We start from the raw sequence: 18789 nt of genomic DNA, 5'->3' as shown, positions 1-18789 counted from the left end.
CTTATCGCGGTACGTCGCCCCACGCGGCAGGTTGAGCGTCCAGGGGCACGTCGAGCGATTTCAGGAAGATAGATGTCATTACGTAATGACCTGTGAGAAGTGCGATCTCGGCGATCTGCCGATCACTGAAGTCGGAGGCGAGCACCTCAACTATCTCCGGTACCACGGAATTGTGCACCGCCGCATCGACGTACGCCACGAGCCGGGCGATTTTGGGGCTGTCAAAATCGGTGGCCTTGGTGAGTAGTTTTTCCACGACGGTCGCCTCGAGGCCGAGGGATAGCGCGATGCCCTTGTGCTGCATCGCTTCATAAGGATTATCGAGGAGGCCGCCGACTCGCAGGATAACGGTCTCGCGGTCTTGTGGCGCAAGGGTCGAATACCTGAAGGACTTCCCGAGGTCCAGGTACGGCTCCGCGGAGGCTTCGGCGAGCACGAGATAGCGCGTGATGTTGGTGGGAAAGCGTTCGTAAATCGCCTTCTGCGCTGGAGTCAGCACATCCAGTTCAGGTGCGACAGGCATTGTGGCCTTCTTTCCGCGGTGCGTTGTCAGGGCGTGGCAGCGAGTGATCGACGGTTGGGCGGCGCTGCCCAACGTCCTGCTTAATGCAAGATCACTGCTTTTATGTCAGGGTAGCGACCGACGGCTATTATTGCAATAACGCCGCGTTAGTCGGCGCTGGTGAGCCGCGGCGTAGTCGGCGTCTATTCGCCGCATTCATCGAAAGAGGCAACCGTGGCCCTCGATCCATCACGTCCTCAACTACCGTCGACCTGGTGAAGGTATCGGGATCGCGCGTCACCCGGGCCGGTGCCGTCGTAGCAGTCCTACTTGCCCTCGCGGGGGTGTCCTCGTGCGGACATTCAGTGCCTCCGATCACCGCACCGAGCGTGGTTCCCACCGGTCCATTTGCACCCGTCACCCGGCTGGTGAACGACGCGGTCGCCGCACCGCGACTGCCCGGTGCGGTGGTTCACATCGGACACGGCGGCAAGATCGTCTTCCGACAGGCGTTCGGATGGCGCAAGCTCCCCGATGAACCGGGCCTGGACGGGTCGCCCGCACCCGCCGAACCGATGACCGAAGACACGATTTTCGATATCGCCTCGTTGACCAAACCCCTTGCGACGAGCGTGGCCTTCCTGCAGCTGTACGAGAAGGGCCTGGTTCACCTCGACGAACCCGTGCAGACCTACCTGCCGGATTTCAACCCCGCCGACGATCCGCGGCGCGCGCGGGTGACGCTTCGCATGCTGCTCACGCACACCTCGGGCATCGGAGGCGACCTGAGTCATCAGGGCCCGTGGGGGCTGACGCAGGCGGACAAGGCCGACGGCATACACCGCGCACTTACCGCACCGTTGGCATTCGACCCCGGCCAGACGTTCCACTACTCCGATATCAATTTCATCATCCTCGGCGCACTGATCGAAAAGATCACCGACGTGCCGCTGGATATTTACGTGCAGGACAACGTCTTTGCGCCACTAGGCATGGCCGACACACGCTACCTGCCGGCTACTCGGGCGTGCGGCCGGTACCAAATCATCGGTACAGCAATTGCTTTCGATGAGAATGCGCATGCTGCCACGCCGTGCCCGTCGGGCACCTGGAACACCGATCTGTTGACACGCATCGCGCCGACTGCTCATGACGAAGACACCCCCGACATCAACCCCAACTACGACCATCTGATTCGCGGCACCGTGCACGACCCCACCGCACGCCGGATGGGCGGGGTGGCCGGCAGCGCCGGCGTCTTCGCGACCGCCGATGATGTCGGCAGATATTGCCAAGCGCTTCTCGATCGTCTCGCCGGGCGCCCGAGCCTGTTCCCGCTGAAGCAATCGACGCTGCAATTGATGACGACTCCGCAGCAGCCCGGGCATACCGCCGCGCAAGTTGAGGCCGCCAACAACGCGACCCACCACGCCATCGAAAAGACGCCCAACCCAACAGATCCCCTGCTCGCGCCGAACTATCCGGCTATCGCGGGGCAGAATCTACGCGGCCTCGGCTGGGATATCGATACGGAGCTGTCCAAACCGCGCGGAATGCTCTTTCCCATCGGCAGCTTCGGCCACTCGGGCTTCACCGGCGTGTCAGTGTGGATGGATCCTGGTTCCGATATGTATGTCATCGTCCTGGCGAACGTCATCCATCAGCGCGGCGGTCCACCTATTGTGAGGCTGAGCGGCGATATCGCCACAACAGCTGCGCACGCTCTACATCTCTACAGCAACTAGTCGGACCAACCGTCGAGAACGACTGCGCCCGTATCGATCACGAAATCCTTCGCCTTGATACAAGAACGTTATCGGGCGTCCCGGCGGGGCTACATCTTTCACAGCAGTCACATTGTTAACTTGCAGCGATGCAAGACTCGTCGGGGACCAACGACTCTCAGCGCTCCTCACGTCCGGTAACCCGACGTGACGCACTGCGCTACGCCACAGCCGTGTCGGCACTGGCCGGGCTGGGGGCGGCATCTCTTGGTGCCGGCATACCCACGGCATCGGCTGCCGCGCCCACATTGATCGACTTCGCCATGCGCCAGATTCCGGCAGACCAGATCAAGGCTGCCGGGCACGCGGGAGTGATCAACTACGTCTCGACATCACGTCCCGGCTCATCGATGGGCGCCAAGCCGATCACCCGGCCCTACGCCCAGGCGCTCACCGCGGCCGGGCTGGTGATCGTCAGCAACTTCCAATACGGAAAGCCCGGCGGGACAGCACCTTCAGACTTCACGCGCGGCTTTGACGGCGGTGTCGAAGACGCCCGCACCGCGTGGCAGCTGCATACCGCGGCCGGCGGCGGCCAGAGTGCGCCGGTCTTCTTCTCCGTCGACGACGACATCAACCGCGGCACCTGGAATGCTGTTGCCCTGCAGTGGTTCCGGGGTATCAATTCGGTGCTGGGGGTGCAGCGCACCGGCATCTACGGCGGCGTCAATCCGTGCCAATGGGCCGCCGCCGATGGCGTGATCGGCAACTCGCGCTCACCTGGCCACGTGTGGGCCTGGCAGACAAGGTCCTGGTCTCGCGGTCAGGTCTTCCCCGGCGCGGTTCTCTACCAACGCATTGTGAGCACCGCGTCCAACCCAGGCCCGGTTGTCGGCGGCCTCGAAGTCGACGTCAGCGACGCCCTGGCCCAGGATGTCGGCCAGTGGAACTTTCATCAGTGACGTCGTAGACCACTGACCTGACGGGCACGGAGCGCCGAGCCGAAGGCCACCCGATGCGTTTGTCGTAGGCTCGTGGCATGCCCGCCATCGAGCTCGATGGTCAGCGCATCTTCTACACCGATACCGGCGAGCAGGACCTTCCCGTAGTGCTGGGAACCCACGCAACACCGATGGACACGGTGTCACTCGAGCCCCTGACCGCATCCATCGCAGCCGCCGGGTACCGGGTGGTGGCCTTCGATCTGCGCGGCCACGGCCAAACCGTCTACGACAAGACGCCTTACATGATCGAAGACATGGCCGCCGATGCGCTGGGCTTGATGCATCACCTTGGAGTGCAGTCATTCACCTTCCTCGGTGAAGGACAGGGTGCCGTACTGGCACTTCGCACCGCGTTGGCCGCACCCGACAGAGTCGAACGGCTGGTGTTGATCGGGACGACCGCCGCAGCACCCGATGCCGCCGAGAACGGCGCGTTGCACGCGGCAATGGAGATCTGGTGCACTCAAGGACCTGACCCGACTGTCTACCGTCTGGTGGCCGAGTTCGCCACAGGCACACCCGAAGACGCCGAAGCCTTATTCGGGCGGTGGCAGCGTTCTGCGTGGACCGATTACCGCGAGTCATCCAACGCATTGGCGAATCGAACCGACTTCGTCGACCTACTGGGCAAGATTGAGTGCCCCGCGTTGATTCTGCACGGCACCACGGACTTCTTTGCGCCCCGGGAGCTGGGCGAAACTGTCGCTCGCAACCTCGGTGGCCCCACCGCATTCGAGCCCATTGAGGGTGAACGGCAATCGATCAGTATCGCGTTTGATCCCCGTGTGGCACAGCACGTTACAACATGGCTAGCGGGAACCCACACCTAGCAGCAACGATCCGCTGGACTGCGGGTTGTGCCACGTGCGCATATCCAGAATCTGGACCGTTCCACCAGAGTCGTTGATGACCCATGCCCGCGTGTCGGGGTCGATCGGTATGGGCTGCTGCCACTGACGTTGGAACACCGATATTGGCATGAGCGAATTGATGATTCGTGTGAGCGCCGGATCGTTGGGGTTTGCCGCCAGGGATCATCCCGGGGAGGCTGACAATCCGAAGAGACCGGGCAGGCGCTAGCTCAGGGACATACGGAGTTCGGCATATGCGTCGACAAGTGCGTCGAGCGTGAACCGCCTATTGAGCCCGCTTGGATTAGGTAGCACCCATGTCGTCACGCCCGCGAAGCTGAACGGCTGTAGTCCGAACGCGATATGTGGATCTTCGAGCATGCCCACCACCGCTCGCTTTCCGAGAAAGGCCAATGCACGAGGCCTCAAGCGGCGGATCTTGTTCTCGAAATCTGGCCGAGCGGCACGGAATTCGCTAACTCCGATGTCGTCCGCCCGCGGCGTTGCACGACTCACCGCAGCAGTGATGCCACACCTATACGTCAGTAGTTGACGCTCGTCCTCCGGGCGTAGCCGAATGTCGGTGAACCCGGCCCGGTAGAGCACTTCCCAGAAACGATTACTCCGGTTCGAGAAGTTATGTCCGTCGGCCACCGCGGTAGAGGCAGGGTTGATCCCACAGAAAACGACATCGAGCCCAGGAGCGAGAATGTCGGGAGAGTACTGGCCCACAACAGTAGGTTCTCATTGCGACCTGGCAGTCGCGCCTGGCTGATGTGCTTGATGCGTTGATGCAAGTGCAAGCCGGGGCCTCTACATCAAGGACAACCTTCGTCCCTGGTTGTAAAAGTCCTCGATGATTCGTAGCGGCTTTGACCCGCTCTGTTTTGACTTGAGCGCACGACGCGTCTCGTCCACTACAGATGGTGGCCAAAGAACCCGCTAATCCACGGCGTAGACCACCAGACCCGGGCCCTTCAGGTTGATAACGATATGAAACCTCAGTGGTTGCATTGCGACACGTGGAGCCCTGAGTACTTGCTGGGCGCCCTTATGGTCACTAAGTGCACCGTCGAACGGCCCTCAAGATTCCGCTGGTATTGGCAGCGGCGACTCTCCCTCAGGTACTGGCTCCTCTTTCGGTGATCCCGCGGGCGACTGCCGCGTCAGGACAATGGCCTGTTGAACGCGCCAATGCGTGGTACCAGGCGCAGGGTTGGTTGGTCGGCACCAACTTCATCACCTCGAACGCAATCAACCAGCTCGAGATGTTCGCGCCGGGCACCTACGACGCGCGGCGTATCGATAGCGAGTTGGGGGCGTGCCGGTTGTTGGGGTTCAACACCGTACGGGTGTTCTTGCACGATCTGCTATGGGCCCACGACCGGGCCGGATTCCAAGATCGGCTGTCGCAATTCGTCGGGATCGCCGCGCGCCAGGGCATCAAGCCGCTGTTCGTCTTCTTCGACTCGTGCTGGGATCCAAATCCTCAGCTAGGAGCTCAGCGGGCGCCGACGCCCGGCGTGCACAACTCGGGCTGGGTACAAAGCCCGGGGGCGCACCGCATCGACGACCCGCGCTATCGCGGGGTGCTGAGCGATTACGTGGTGGGCGTGATGAGCCAGTTCCGCAATGACAACCGAGTCCTGGGCTGGGACCTGTGGAATGAGCCGGACAACCCGGCCAAGCAGTACCGCAAGGTAGAGCGCAACGACAAGATCGACGCCGTCAGTGGGCTGCTGCCGCAGGTATTCAACTGGGCACGTTCAGTCAATCCCGTGCAGCCGTTGACCAGTGGCGTGTGGCAGGGCAGCTGGGATCGCGGAAGCCGCAGTGAGATGGCCGGTTTCCAACTCGACAACTCCGACATCATCTCGTTCCACTCGTATGCGGGCCCGACCGAATTCGAGGCCCGCATCAACGAGCTCGCACCGCTAGGCCGACCGATCCTGTGCACCGAATATTTGGCCCGCGACCAGGGCAGCACAATCGAGGGCGTGCTCCCAGTTGCCAAGCGGCACAACGTTGGTGCGTACAGCTGGGGGCTGGTGGCCGGTAAGACCCAGACCTACTTTCCGTGGGATTCCTGGGACAGGCCCTACACCAAGGCCCCGAACGTGTGGTTCAGCGATCTACTACAGCCAGACGGGCGGCCGTATCGCGACGCTGAGTATCAGACGCTGCGGAAGCTGACTACGCGCGTCTAAAAGCATGTCGACCAACCTTGTTCACGAAGTGTTCCAGCCTGTTAAACAATCCCCATCCCGTTGCTAATCTTCGCTGCATCTCGACAGCCGATGTAGATTCTCAAATTCCGCGTCATGCTGCAATGTTCCGAACTGCGGTGATGCAGTTTGTCTCACATCCGGTCATTGGGTTTCGTCTCAAGTTCGAGTCATTTCTTCAGTAGCGCCGCCTAAGTAATAGCGACGAAGAGGACCGGTCTGCCTGTGATGCTCGCAGCCCGCAGACTGCTGGCAATGGCTCCGCGCCGGCACCTGCGTGGCTCTTGAATTTCACCTTCCCTGCCGAATGCAAAGCGCGCCTGCCGCCAAGGATTGTCCAGCGCCTCGTTGTGTCGGACCAGGCGGCACTGGCTCCACAATCCGCACCCGCGGCCTGGCCTCTGGAATCATTCGGCAACGGTCTCTGTGTGCTCCAGCGACGCATTATTTCGCGATCAATGTCTCCGGGGCAGCTCAGCGATGATGGAGTCGTCCACGAGCTTCAGAGTCTGCCTCGCGGGCCGCTCCCGTCGTTACCGCATTCACTTGGGATGAGTAGCCGCACAAGGATGGTCTCGCAGCGGCTCTCGAAATCTAAAAGACTACAGTCCATTTCGTCATTCATGTAGCTCATGAACAACGTGCGCAGTGAGCCCCACACCGAGCGCACGATCATTGTCCTAGCCAGTGGGTCCTCAACGTCATCCAGCACACGCAACGCGAGCAGCTCGGCATCGGCTCGCTGACGCAGCGCAGGTTCCTTGAGGACGGACTCGGTGTCTGGCGCCTGCAGGATCGTGCGGACGACGTCAGGTTGGTTCGCGATAACTTTGGTCCAGCTCCTGACGGCCGCTTTGATGATTTGCTTCTTGTCTGTCAGCTCAGCCACGTTGCGAACTGCACTGCTACGCACAATCTCCCACGCCCGTCGATAGGAAGCCTCCACGAACGAGTCATAGTCCTGGAAACTTTCGTAGAAGTAGCGCTGCGTGAGCTTAGATTCCCGACACACCGCACGGGTTGTCACTGAGGGGCCATTTGGGTGCCCCAACAGTGCAATACCTGCCATCAGCAACGCCTCGCGCCGGGCCGCGCGCCGCTCATCGGGGGTGTCGCCAGCCCAGGTGCGCGGCCCACCAACCCGCCGCTCGGGCTCGCTCACTTCCGCGTGTGTAGCCACATCGCTACCGTACGCCCAGTCTCTGAGCTACCAACAGGGTTTCCCTCCAGACTATTGACCTCACATGATGTCAATGCTTAGATTATGCACGACGTGAGGCCTTAACAGCGCCTTCGGCACTGATGCCGCCTTCACGCGAGTAGAAGGTCGGGGAACGTTCTGTGAGAAGTAGCAAACACCCGTTTGCCGTGGATAGTGGGCAGGCCGCGCCTGTGAGCAGTGTCTCAGTGATCGAGAACTGGGGTGTCGGCTACATCACGCGGCATCCCCTGGCTGCGGTCACCACCGTCGGGGAACAGTTCGTGCTGGCCGTGCACACGATGCAGTACTTCTTCATCGACTTGATCTCTGGTCGGTTCCAGTGGCGTGAGTTTATCCGCCAGGGAGCATTCATGGCCTCGACGGCAGTACTGCCCACAGTCCTGATCGCGCTCCCCCTCGGAGTGACGCTCTCAATCCAATTCGCGCTGCTAGCAGCACAAGTCGGCGCGACGTCGCTGGCCGGTGCCGCGAGCGGCCTGGCTGTCATCCGCCAGGCGGCTCCGCTGGTCGCCGCAATGTTGATGGCCACAGCCGTCGGTTCGGCGATCACCGCCGACTTGGGTTCTCGCACCATGCGCGAGGAAACCGATGCCATGGAGGTCATGGGAGTTTCTGTCATCCGCCGTCTGGTAGTCCCTCGGTTCGCAGCCGCCATCCTGGTAGCACTGCTGCTCACCGGCGGAACCTCCTTCGTGGGATTTCTGGCGGCCTACCTATTCAACGTTTTCGCTTTGGACGGTGCTCCAGGAAGTTTCGTGGCGACCTTCGCCTCCTTCGCCACCACAGGCGACATGATGATCGCCCTACTCAAAGCAGTCATCTTCGGCGCACTGGTCGCAGTCATCGCCTGCCAGAAAGGACTGTCCACTCAAGGCGGCCCCACCGGGGTGGCCAACTCCGTGAATGCCGCTGTCGTCGAATCGATTCTGATTCTCATGACAGTGAACGTCGCCATCAGTCAGATGTACGTCATGCTGGTTCCCCGGACAGGTCTCTGACATGACAGTGTCATCTCACCTTCCCAAGCCGCTGCGCCCCCTAATCCGCATGCGAGATACCGGCTCGACACCGGTCATGCAACTCGGGCACATGCTCACCTTCTTCGGCGAGGCACTCGCCGGCATCCCCTTTGCCTTGCGGCACTATCGCAAGGAGTTCGCGCGCCTGCTCTCGGATATCTCCTGGGGCAACGGGTCAATCGTCGTCGGCGGCGGCACCGCCGGTGTCGCGGTCGGATTGGGTGTACTGGCGGGTGCACTGATCGCTATCGAGGGATATGCCTTCCTGGACCTGCTGGGCCTGGGTCCCGCAACGGGTTTCATCTCTTCGCTAGTCAATACCCGCGAGCTGGCGCCCTTAATGGCCTCGCTCGCGTTCGCAGTACAGGCCGGGTGCCGCTTCACCGCACAACTAGGTTCCATGCGCATCGCTGAGGAGATCGACGCACTGAGCGCTCTCGCGATCCGGCCCATCCCCTATCTGGTCACCACCCGCTTGATGGCATCGGTGGTGGCCATACTCCCGCTCTACGTGGTCTGCCTAGCCACCAGCTATCTGTCGTGCCAGCTCATGGTGATGTTCCTAGGCAACACCTCCACCGGCTCCTACTTGCACTACTTCACCATGATGCTCAGCGTCCAGGACGTCATCTATTCGGTGATCAAGTGCATCATCTTCGGCTGGATCGCCTCAACAGTCCAGTGCTACTACGGTTTCTACGCCAGCGGAGGACCTGAAGGTGTGGGAGTCGCTGCAGGCCACGCAATTCGGTCCACCATTACGGCCGTCGTCATCGTCAACATGCTGCTCACCATGGCCTTGTGGGGCGTCGATGCCGGCGCCAGGTTCGGGGGCTGAACCGTGCGCAACCCATTCGAGTTCGAGGGCCGAGGCCCGAACCCGGCGCAACTGTTACGTCGTGGCGCAGTCGTCATTCTCGCAATGACAGTGGCTGTGGCGCTGCTGCTCATGAAATCAACCGGTCGCCTTGACGACTATGTCAACGTGGTCGCCGAACTCAACAATGTCGGCGACGGTCTACCCAAGAAGTCCGATGTCAAGTACCGCGGTGTGCTGGTCGGCGCCGTCAACGACGTCACCCCGGCTGTTGACGGCAAACCAAACTACGTCCGGATCCGGATAAAAGCTCTGTACGCCAAGAACATTCCCTCGACCGTTACTGCACGAGTGGTACCCAGCAATGTATTCGCGGTCTCCTCGGTGCAACTGGTGCAGAACGGGAATGCCTCCGGGATCCGTTCCGGCGCACGCATCCAGCAAGACACCACGCTGCCGACAGTGCTGTTCCAAACAACTATCAGCAAACTGCGTGACGTGCTGGCCGCGACCGGCCGGGACCGCAACGACAACAGCATCGGCATACTGGCTGCCATCGGTGCTGCCACAGATAACCGCCGGGTCAAACTTCTCACCGGTGGCGCCCAATTGAACCGGCTCATCGCCCAACTTGACAGCATCGTGACCACCGATCCCGGTCCGTCAACTGTCTCGGCTCTGGTCGACGCGGCGGCCGGGCTACAACAAACAGCCCCCGACCTGGTTGACGCGCTGCATCAGGCGGTCAAGCCGATGCAGACATTCGCCGAAAAACGTGCCCAGCTCGCCTCGATGGTCACCGGAGCTATCCACACGTTCGGCACCGCACGTGAAGCCATCGACAACCACGTCGACCAGCTCATCCAGATTTCCGCAGAGCTCGGCCCCGCCCTTGGTGTCATCGCAAAGAACAGAAAACACTTCGTCCCGATCGCGATCCGAACGAAGACGTTTGCCAACAAGTTCATCGAGGAAGCCTGGAACCCGGAGACTGACACTGCGACCCTGCGCGGGATCCTGTCCTTCACCCCGACGTACACCTACACACGTGCGGATTGCCCCCAGTATGGTGAGTTGAAGGGCCCTAGTTGCTTCACCGCACCCGAAATCGCGGTACGCCCTGATCTACCGGAAGTTCTTCTCCCGCAGAACTATCAGCCGCCTAAAGATCTAGCGCCCCCGCCAGGGACGGTACTCGGACCTAATGGGAACCTCGTCGCGGTGGGGCCGCCATTGATCAATCGCAACCCCAGTCTGGTCGATCCCAATCCGCCGCTGCCGTGGTGGACCGGGCCAGCGCCGCGCGTACCCGGAACCGCGGACCCGGCCGACGCGCCACCGCCCCTGCCTTCGCCGGACCCGTCAGTCCCCGGCGCTGCCCCTGCTTCCTACGGCGGAAATGTGGGCCCGGTAGGCGGGGCTGAGGAGCGCGCGCAGCTCAGCCTACTCACTGGCGAACCAGCCAGCGCCGCAACGCAACTACTACTCGGGCCCGTCGCACGAGGAACCACGGTATCCCTGGCTCAACCAGAGAGGAACCGGCCATGAAGATACGCGGAGCGTTTATTGGCCTCGCTCTCTTTACGACCATATGCCTCGGTCTGACCTGGCTGGTCTATGTCACCCTGCGTCGTGACGTCTCCGGGTCCACGACGCCGTACCACGCTATGGTCTCCGACGTATTCGGTTTACGTGAGGGCGACGACGTCCGCATCGCCGGAGTTCGAGTGGGCCGTATCGAACAGGTAGAACTCGTGGGCGATATCGCAAAGGTTTCCTTTGTCGTCCAGAACGACCAACACGTCTTCGGAAACACCGTCGCCTCGGTGACCTACCAGAACATCATCGGGCAGCGCTACCTCGGTCTGTCCATCGGCAACAAGGGCAGTATCGATCCGTTACCCGCCGACAGCACCATCCCGCTGGAACGCACCGAACCCTCGTTCGACGTCGGCAGACTCCTACACGGGTATGCCCCGCTATTCAGCACGCTGGATCCCAAACAACTCGACAACCTCACCAACGGAGTCGTCGCCTCCCTGCAGGGAAACCAAGCGGCGATACCCACATTGGTGAACCAAACCACCAGCCTCACAAAAATTATCGCCGGGAAGGACGAGTCTTTAGACCAGGTTGTCACCAACCTCGACGCGGTATCCGGCATCCTTTCCGAGCAAGACGCCAGCCTGGATCAGATCCTGACCCAGACCCGCCAGATGATGTCCTCCTTCAACGACAAGCGACCCGAGTTGGTGGACTCGCTGGGCGCGTTCAGGCATGTTGCCCAACGACTTTCGACGATCAGCGAGACAATTGACCCCCCGCTCCAAGATCTCATCAACCGCCAGCCCGGCGTAGCCAGGCACATGGTAGGCATCGAAAACCAAACAGCATTCCTCGGGAGCAATCTCCCAACGCTCCTCAAGGGAGTTGCACGAGTGACCCAAAGCGGCTCGTACGTCAACATTTACGCGTGCGACCTCAACGCCCTCGGCTTCTTTCCCGGGCTGAACGTCGTGATCCCGACCATCGTGGATGCCGCCACACCGGGGAACAAGGCCCAGCACACATCCAAATGCAGGAGCATGGCCAATGGTTAAGAAGCCTCGGTGGCAGAGGATTACCCGGCGTCCTATCGACTCATACAACAAGACCTGGATCGGACTCATCGCAATCGGCCTAGTTGCCGCGCTAATCGGCGGACTTGTGCTGGTCAAGCTCGCAGGCATCGGATACCGCCACTACACCGCACAATTCGCGCAAGCCGCCGCCCTGCATACCGGCAATATCGTCACTGTCGCGGGCATCCCGGTCGGCGAGGTCACCAGCATGCGGCTCGCCGGTGACTACGTGGAGACCGGGCTGCGCGTGCGTGACGACGTTGCACTGGGTGCAGACACCAGAGCGATCATGAAGGTCACCACCATCTTGGGCTCGCGCTACCTCGAGCTGCGGCCAGGCTCCACAGGAAAATTGGCAGGCGGAGTCATCGATCTGGCCCATACCGAAGTCCCCTACGACCTGCAGGACACCTTGGCCGATGTCACCACCACATTCGGCGAGACCGATACCGACCAGATCGCCGCCTCGCTCGGCACATTGGGCAAGCAACTTGAGGGCCTACCTCCAGTCATCCCCCAGGCCATGGACGACCTGCATCGTCTCTCCACTATTGTCGCCAACCGAAGAACCCAAATCGGTTCTCTCCTGGCCAATATCGACACCGTCAGCAGCACCTTGCGGCGCCAGCAGTCGGGCGTGGGAACCCTTATCCGGCAAGGCCAAGATCTGTTGAGCGAATTCGTCGCACGACGCACCGCCTTTCACGCACTGACCCAATCAACCACAAAGCTGGTCGATTTCCTTAGCAAGGTCGTAGTAAACGATCAGGCCAGCATCAACGACCTGATCCGGGATCTGAACCACCTACTCGGCCTGCTATCCGACCACGACGACCTGGTGCGCAGCATCCTGCAGACCGCACCGGTCACAGCGCGCAACGTCACCAACGCCTTCGGATACGGCAACGCCTGGGAGGCCCAAGTCACCAACGGGCTACTGGTCGACTCATGGATGTGCGCAATCAGTGGCCGTGCAAAGCAATTCGGGCTGCTCGAGTACTACAAGGACTGCAAATGAGAAGAATTCCTCGATCGGCAATCATCGCAGTCCTCGTGACTGGGCTTACTGTAGCCGCCGCTATCGGCGTCATCGGCTGGCGTTACATCAGGCCATACATCAACACCATCACGGTGACCGCACAGTTCGAAAGCGTCTCAGGGCTATACGTCAACAACCCCGTATCCGTACTTGGCATGCCCGTGGGCCGAGTGGCCGCCATAAACCTCAAGGGCAGCTACGCCGAAGTAGAACTGGCGATCGACAAGAGCGTCAAGATTCCCGTCAATGCACAAGCTGTCACCGTGTCGACTTCCATCCTTACCGACAGACACATAGAACTCACGCCTCCCTACCGCGGCGGACCCACCTTGAACGAACACGACACCATCGGGTTATCGAATACTCGATCACCGATCGAATTCGACCGTGTGCTCGGTATTCTGGACAAACTTTCCGGGTCACTGCGCGGAAACGGCAAGGGCCAGGGCCCCGTCGCGGACCTGGTGAACAACAGCGCCGCCATAGCCGACGGCAACGGTGAGCAGATGAAATCAGCAGCCGATGCGCTCTCGAAAGCACTGCGCATCAGTTCCGCCGACGGCGGTGCACTCACCCGCGAACAGCTGACCACCATCATCACCAACACCAGCTCCCTGTTCGAGGCCGCCGCTAAAAACGACCAGACACTACGCGACTTTGGTTCCAGCGTCCGGCAACTCAGTCAGATCGTCGCTGATGAGAACTTGGGTTCCGGCTCGACCGGGCACACCCTCAACACCATCATCGAGAAGGCTGGAACGATCGTGGAAAAGAACCGCGACAACTTCAAGCAGAGCATTCAGCACGGAAACAGTGCACTGCAGTCCCTCACCGACTATCAGCGCGAAGCATCAGAGCTTTTCGACGTGCTACCGCTGATGTCCGACAACCTCTACAACGCGATCGACCAGAACAACGGCAGCATCAGGGCGCACATCCTGGTCGACAAGATCATCTTCGATAGTCAATTCGGCAAGGAGATCTGCAATCTTATGGGGCTGCGTCAGCTCGGCTGCAGCACCGGAACTCTGCAGGACTACGGGCCCGATTTCGGGTTGACCTACATGCTCGACGGCCTCGCCGCGATGGGACAGAAGTAATGAAAAGAACTGCGGCCCTGAGCGTGCTCCTCACCGGCGCTCTCCTGTCCGGATGCGCCACCAACGGACTGTCCAGCCTCCCGCTGCCCGCGCCACGCGCCGGCAGCGGCGGATACACGCTGACCGCCCTGTTCACCAACGCTCTCAATCTTCCCGACAAGGCCAAAGTGAAACTGGCCGGCGCCGATGTCGGCCGCGTCGAGTCGATGGTTACCCGAAACTACGTCGCTGTCATTACGCTGCGCATCATGGACGGGGTGCAGCTCCCTTCCGGGACCACCGCCCAACTGCGCTCCGCCACACCACTAGGCGACGTATTCGTCTCCGTCGCCCCGCCACCCGATAGCCGGTCAACCGGGCCGCTGCTCCAAGAAGGGGACACCATCGGGCTGGAATCAACGGCGGCCGCCTCCACGGTCGAATCGGTGATGAGCTCGGCAGCCCTGCTCATCAACGGAGGCGCCGTGAGGAATCTGACCAACATCGTCAATGGCCTCGGGAAAGCAACCGGGGATCAAGGCCACGCCTTCGGAAACCTGATCAACGATTCCAATCGGCTTCTGGGAAAGATCGACGCGCGCTCAACACAACTGGATGCCGCCATAACCAATGTTTCACAGCTTTCCGCCCGACTGGAAACCAAGCGCACAGCGCTGGCCGACATGATGAAAGCCGCCGGCCCCGCCACACAGACCGTCTCAGAGAACACCGACGGGATCATCGACCTGGCACGCCAGGTCGGGGGCATGTCTCGGCAGCTGGCCAAGTTCCCCTCGATCGCAGGCACCGATCAGGGAACGCGCAGCGTCGTCGCGGATCTCAACGATGTTGCCGGGGCACTCAACGATGTCGTGGTCAGTCCCGACACAAAACTTTCCGACGTGAGCCGGTTACTTCCCATCCTCGTGAAGATGACCTCGGGCGACTCCATTCCGCTCAATGCACAGATCGATAAAATCGCGCTCGGCTCTCTCCCCGATATCGGATTCCAGGGCGATCCCGGCTTCCACGGCCCGAAGCGATACGACTGGGCCAAGCTGGTCGGCTCAATGAAATACACACTGTGGCGGCTACAAGAACGCGTAGTCGGGCAAGGACCAGATAGCTCCATGGGCGGCGCTGGCACCCCGCCTCCCCCCAACATCCCGGCTCCGATACCGAATAGCCCAGTTCCAGCATCGATCTCGCCGACACACGAACAGGGCGCTCCCCGATGACCACCGACATCGCCGAATACGAAGACACCGAAGCGGGTTCTCTTCCATTAAAGCCCGGCATCGCCGGGCTGACTGAAACCGCTGCCGACATGGTGCTCCAGGTCGTGCGCTTCTACCACCGGCGTCGTCTGTGGCTTTCCAGCCTTGCCTTGGCCTTCGCCTTCATTGTGGGCTCCACCTACATCCTGATCGGCGGCCTGCGAATCAGCCCGTTTACACCGACATACCGGGTCACCGTGCAACTGGCCGAATCCGGCGGGCTACTCCCCCAGCAGGACGTGATGTTCCAAGGCGCCCCAGTGGGGCGTGTTGAATCGGTCAATGTCACCCAAGACAGCGTTAACGCCATCGTCAGCATCAACTCCCCTGCCAAGATTCCTACCTCCAGCACAGTGCGGGTGTCAGGGCTCTCTCCGGCCGGCGAGCAGTACATCGGCTTCTCGTCGCGCTCTGACACCGGGCCGTTTCTCACCGACGGCGCCGTGATCGAGCTCGGAAAAGCCACCACCCCAGTCACACTCGCGCAGCTGCTCGCCGACGCGGACGGCGCCTTGGCTCAGATCGACCCGCACAAACTTGACATCATCCGTAAGGAACTCAGTCTGAGCAAGGACGGCCCCCGCAAGCTCACCGAAATTATCGACGGCGGCACCTTCTTGTTATCCACCCTCGACTCGGTGCTACCCGAGACCGTGAGCCTGCTGCGTAGCAGCCGAATCGTGTTCACCGCGGCCGCCGACGTCAACAACGGAATCGCTGTTACTTCACGCAATCTCAACAAGGTGCTGAACGGCGTCAACCGCATGGAAGGCGGGTACCGCACACTCGTCGATACCGGACAACAGCGGTTCAACCAGATCGACTCGCTGTTCTCCGACAACTCCGACACCATGGTGCAACTGCTGGGAAATCTCACGACAGTCTCACACCTGACATACATGCGAGTGCCGGCTCTTAACGCGCTGTTCCCTGACTATCGCGGTTCGATGCTCGAGGCGCTCACCACCATCCTGCATGACGGTGGCGGGTGGGCCACCGCCGACATCTATCCCCGCTACACATGTGACTACGGAACCCCGCGCATGCCACCATCATCGGCTGAATACCCCGAGCCGTTCCTCAACACCTTCTGCCGCGACGACGATCCCGCCGTACTGATCCGAGGCGCCAAGAACGCCCCGCGCCCAGCCGGAGACGACACGGCCGGACCACGACAGGGAGCCGATCTCGGTGCGACAACAGATCCAACCCTTAAGGGCCACTTCAGTATTCCCACCTCGAGCGGCGGACCGACACTGCCCATGGAGCCGCCAAGTTAGCCATCGGCAGCACTAAACACTCTCCTGTGGCGCGAAACAGGCTGTCCTGCTCGCATTGCGTGTTCTGTTAGTCAGAACAAGCCCCCGCTGTGACCGGGTAGTGACATCACGGTGAACCATAGTCTTGCTGCCGCGACAGCGGCCATTTAACGTGCGCGCATAGCAATCGCGACGAGTACACGTGAATGGTCGGGAGTGAATGAAGTTGCACGAGAATGTCATTGGCATAACCTCTCGAGGTCGACAGGGCGACCTACGTCAAGCCCAGTACTACCAGGCACTGCTTGATGAACTACGCACTCACACAAGCCTTGAGCTGACAGGCTTTCGGCTTGCGCTAGAGCGCCGCCGCAAGAACGGGGCATTGAACACCACGCGGCTACAACAGCTCATCGCCGCCAAACAAGCGGAATTGATCACGCTCGACCGCTTGATCGATGCCCTCAGCGAACGATTCCCCACTTCAATGGACCTCATTGCAGACGATGATGATGCCCAATCGAGTAACCCGGCCGATATCCAACACCCACACCACCCAAACTTATCCCGTGCAGGTGGCGGCTGATTTGTTGCAAAGCCACCGTGACGCCCACGCGGGCCTTGCGGGGCCGCAGTACACGTTCAGCATTCCTAGCCGCCCAGTCTAGGTATTCAACCGTCAAAATCGTCTCTAGCCGCGCGTCGGAATCCGGCTTGCCCGTCTCCTGAGAGATCGCGCCGGCAAATGAATCTAGCTCTCGGGCAATAGTTTTCTTGATCGTCAAAAGTACCTCGCGACGATACCGGAAAGACTGCAGGCCCCACCAGGCACTCGCTGTCCGTGCGACAGCGACTACGTCAGCGACCTCAGCCGTGCTCTGGGCCTGATAGCGCCCGACGACCCTACCGGTCCGGGGGTCACGGACAACGACTTGTTCATCGGCGCATGGTTCTGACACCGCCGTCATGGCTACTCCCGCAGTTAGATTGGTGTATCGGGTCAAATAAGCGGGCGCCCGGTGCGCAGGCGCCAGCGCAGATCCGCCATCAGATAGCTGTAGTTCATAGTGCGCAGAAAGCGCGGAATGAACCGGTTGACGAAGGAAACGAACAAGAACAGATGCTCGAAACGCCGCCGATCATCCTCGGTCCACTCTAGGCCGATCTGCTCCCGGAAAATGGGAGCCAAGAAGCCGATCGTCAAGAACTTCAGCAGCGGCGCCAAGAGCTTACGCATCGGCCAGTTGATCATCTTCAAATCAATGAGCCGCATCGCAAAATCCCGGACGAAATCGTCCAGCTGGATACGCTCGCACGCTGTGTTCCAGTAGATGTCGAAGGCGGCCCGAGTGGCTGGCCACTGATCCTCTGTCACTTGCAAAGTCGTACCGATCGGCATCGCCTTACGGTAGAAATTGTCGGCTTGCTCGTCGGTCATCTTGCCGTGGATGAGCTGATAGGTGTCCTCATAGAAGATGAACAGACAGGCCGCAACCCACATCTGCAGTTCCCGGTTGAATGCGTTGTACTTAACCGGGCTCTCTGGCGTTGATCTGACCTGACGGTGAGCTACGTTGACAGCATCACGGTAGGCGTCGCGTTCCTGCTGCGTGCCCAGAACCGCGACCGCCATGTACTGCGCGGTGGTGCGGAGCCTCTTCCAGGGATGTTTCATCAAACTACCTGACTCGACCCGGCTTTCGGCCACTCCGTAGCCAACTTCTGGCCATGACATCTGCATGACGACGTTGGCGGCCGAACCCGCGGCCGACCAGAAATCTAGCGCGCTTGTGGGATCGACCTTCTTCTTCTTGTTCCATCGAGGCGTGTACTGAGTGATCTGGATGCGTGTCTGCGCGGTGGTCAGGCGCGGTGTCACATCGGGGTCGATCTGAACGTATTGCGTTGACATGAAGTACCTTTCCGGATCAGTCAGTCTGTGCAGAGCGGGTGCCGCATGCGGGCCCGTGTCGTCAACCTCATCCAACGCCTCCGGCCGCCCGACGGTGGTAGTTGTTCCTCTAGGGATGCCCCTGTTATTCCCGCTACGACGTCATCGGGCCACAGCACATCGCGCGCGGTGCTCACCGTCGCCAACCCATGCGCATCACCTTTGCCTCCCGGCCGCTGGCGCACCCCCGGAGCCGCGA

The 18789-nt window shown here is 60.9% G+C and carries 18 protein-coding genes; 13 read left to right on the top strand and 5 right to left on the bottom strand.

Features of this window, described 5'->3' with window-relative positions; all coding sequences use genetic code 11:
* Position 1: 1 nt before the first annotated feature.
* Positions 2-523 (bottom strand): carboxymuconolactone decarboxylase family protein, encoded by a 522-nt coding sequence (locus BKG76_RS11395; RefSeq protein WP_070937738.1) that lies wholly within the window; start codon positions 521-523, stop codon positions 2-4.
* Positions 524-774: 251 nt separating this feature from the next.
* On the opposite strand from BKG76_RS11395, the gene BKG76_RS11390 reads away from it, so the two are divergent.
* From BKG76_RS11390 to BKG76_RS11380, 3 genes are all read left to right on the top strand, one after another.
* Positions 775-2247 (top strand): serine hydrolase domain-containing protein, encoded by a 1473-nt coding sequence (locus tag BKG76_RS11390; protein ID WP_070939141.1) that lies wholly within the window; start codon positions 775-777, stop codon positions 2245-2247.
* 128 nt (positions 2248-2375) lie between these two features.
* On the top strand, positions 2376-3188 hold the full coding sequence (locus tag BKG76_RS11385) for a DUF1906 domain-containing protein (RefSeq protein ID WP_070937737.1): 813 nt from the start codon (positions 2376-2378) through the stop codon (positions 3186-3188).
* A 77-nt stretch (positions 3189-3265) separates the two neighbouring features.
* Complete coding sequence (locus tag BKG76_RS11380) at positions 3266-4060, top strand: alpha/beta fold hydrolase (protein ID WP_070937736.1); 795 nt, start codon at positions 3266-3268, stop codon at positions 4058-4060.
* A 246-nt stretch (positions 4061-4306) separates the two neighbouring features.
* Here BKG76_RS11380 and mug read toward each other — a convergent pair whose 3' ends face one another.
* Positions 4307-4813, bottom strand: a complete 507-nt coding sequence (gene mug / locus BKG76_RS11375) for a G/U mismatch-specific DNA glycosylase (RefSeq protein ID WP_070937735.1) — start codon at positions 4811-4813, stop codon at positions 4307-4309.
* A 332-nt stretch (positions 4814-5145) separates the two neighbouring features.
* Between mug and BKG76_RS11370 the strand changes: the two genes are divergently transcribed.
* Positions 5146-6288 carry a glycoside hydrolase 5 family protein gene (locus BKG76_RS11370; protein ID WP_070937734.1) on the top strand — a complete coding sequence of 381 codons (1143 nt, stop codon included), beginning with the start codon at positions 5146-5148 and terminating at the stop codon, positions 6286-6288.
* A 520-nt stretch (positions 6289-6808) separates the two neighbouring features.
* Here BKG76_RS11370 and BKG76_RS11365 read toward each other — a convergent pair.
* The gene (locus BKG76_RS11365) at positions 6809-7468 is read right to left on the bottom strand and encodes a TetR/AcrR family transcriptional regulator (protein ID WP_236737561.1); all 660 of its coding nucleotides are present in this window, start codon (positions 7466-7468) and stop codon (positions 6809-6811) included.
* A gap of 230 nt (positions 7469-7698) precedes the next feature.
* Between BKG76_RS11365 and BKG76_RS11360 the strand changes: the two genes are divergently transcribed.
* The 9 genes from BKG76_RS11360 to BKG76_RS24410 all read left to right on the top strand — a co-directional run bounded on the left by BKG76_RS11360 (position 7699) and on the right by BKG76_RS24410 (position 17225).
* Positions 7699-8526, top strand: a complete 828-nt coding sequence (locus tag BKG76_RS11360) for an MlaE family ABC transporter permease (protein WP_330220040.1) — start codon at positions 7699-7701, stop codon at positions 8524-8526.
* 1 nt (position 8527) lies between these two features.
* The gene (locus BKG76_RS11355; RefSeq protein WP_070937731.1) at positions 8528-9385 is read left to right on the top strand and encodes an ABC transporter permease; all 858 of its coding nucleotides are present in this window, start codon (positions 8528-8530) and stop codon (positions 9383-9385) included.
* Positions 9386-9388: 3 nt separating this feature from the next.
* Positions 9389-10912 (top strand): MlaD family protein, encoded by a 1524-nt coding sequence (locus tag BKG76_RS11350; protein WP_070937730.1) that lies wholly within the window; start codon positions 9389-9391, stop codon positions 10910-10912.
* Positions 10909-11964, top strand: a complete 1056-nt coding sequence (locus BKG76_RS11345) for an MlaD family protein (RefSeq protein WP_070937729.1) — start codon at positions 10909-10911, stop codon at positions 11962-11964. The genes BKG76_RS11350 and BKG76_RS11345 overlap by 4 nt, the downstream gene beginning before the upstream one ends.
* The gene (locus tag BKG76_RS11340; RefSeq protein ID WP_070937728.1) at positions 11957-13003 is read left to right on the top strand and encodes an MCE family protein; all 1047 of its coding nucleotides are present in this window, start codon (positions 11957-11959) and stop codon (positions 13001-13003) included. Before BKG76_RS11345 ends, BKG76_RS11340 begins: the two co-directional genes overlap by 8 nt.
* Positions 13000-14124, top strand: coding sequence for an MlaD family protein (locus tag BKG76_RS11335; protein WP_070937727.1), 1125 nt, complete (start codon positions 13000-13002; stop codon positions 14122-14124). The genes BKG76_RS11340 and BKG76_RS11335 overlap by 4 nt, the downstream gene beginning before the upstream one ends.
* Positions 14124-15341, top strand: a complete 1218-nt coding sequence (locus BKG76_RS11330) for an MlaD family protein (protein WP_070937726.1) — start codon at positions 14124-14126, stop codon at positions 15339-15341. Before BKG76_RS11335 ends, BKG76_RS11330 begins: the two co-directional genes overlap by 1 nt.
* A gap of 68 nt (positions 15342-15409) precedes the next feature.
* Positions 15410-16660: an MlaD family protein gene (locus tag BKG76_RS11325; protein ID WP_109420829.1), complete on the top strand. Its 1251-nt coding sequence runs from the start codon at positions 15410-15412 to the stop codon at positions 16658-16660.
* A 199-nt stretch (positions 16661-16859) separates the two neighbouring features.
* Positions 16860-17225 carry a hypothetical protein gene (locus BKG76_RS24410; protein WP_236737560.1) on the top strand — a complete coding sequence of 122 codons (366 nt, stop codon included), beginning with the start codon at positions 16860-16862 and terminating at the stop codon, positions 17223-17225.
* On the opposite strand, the gene BKG76_RS25530 is transcribed toward BKG76_RS24410, so the two are convergent.
* Together BKG76_RS25530 and BKG76_RS11315 are read right to left on the bottom strand one after the other, a co-directional pair.
* Entirely contained in the window at positions 17134-17607 is a 474-nt protein-coding gene (locus BKG76_RS25530) for an aldehyde dehydrogenase family protein (protein ID WP_070937725.1), read from the bottom strand. The genes BKG76_RS24410 and BKG76_RS25530 overlap by 92 nt on opposite strands.
* Positions 17608-17639: 32 nt before the next feature.
* A complete protein-coding gene (locus BKG76_RS11315) occupies positions 17640-18551 on the bottom strand; it encodes an oxygenase MpaB family protein (protein WP_070937724.1) in 912 nt (303 codons plus the stop codon).
* Between the last annotated feature and the right edge of the window lie 238 nt (positions 18552-18789).

The sequence above is a fragment of the Mycobacteroides franklinii genome (assembly GCF_001853795.1).
In the GTDB taxonomy this organism is placed as follows: domain Bacteria; phylum Actinomycetota; class Actinomycetes; order Mycobacteriales; family Mycobacteriaceae; genus Mycobacterium; species Mycobacterium franklinii.
This window is presented reverse-complemented; position numbering and strand designations above follow the sequence as displayed.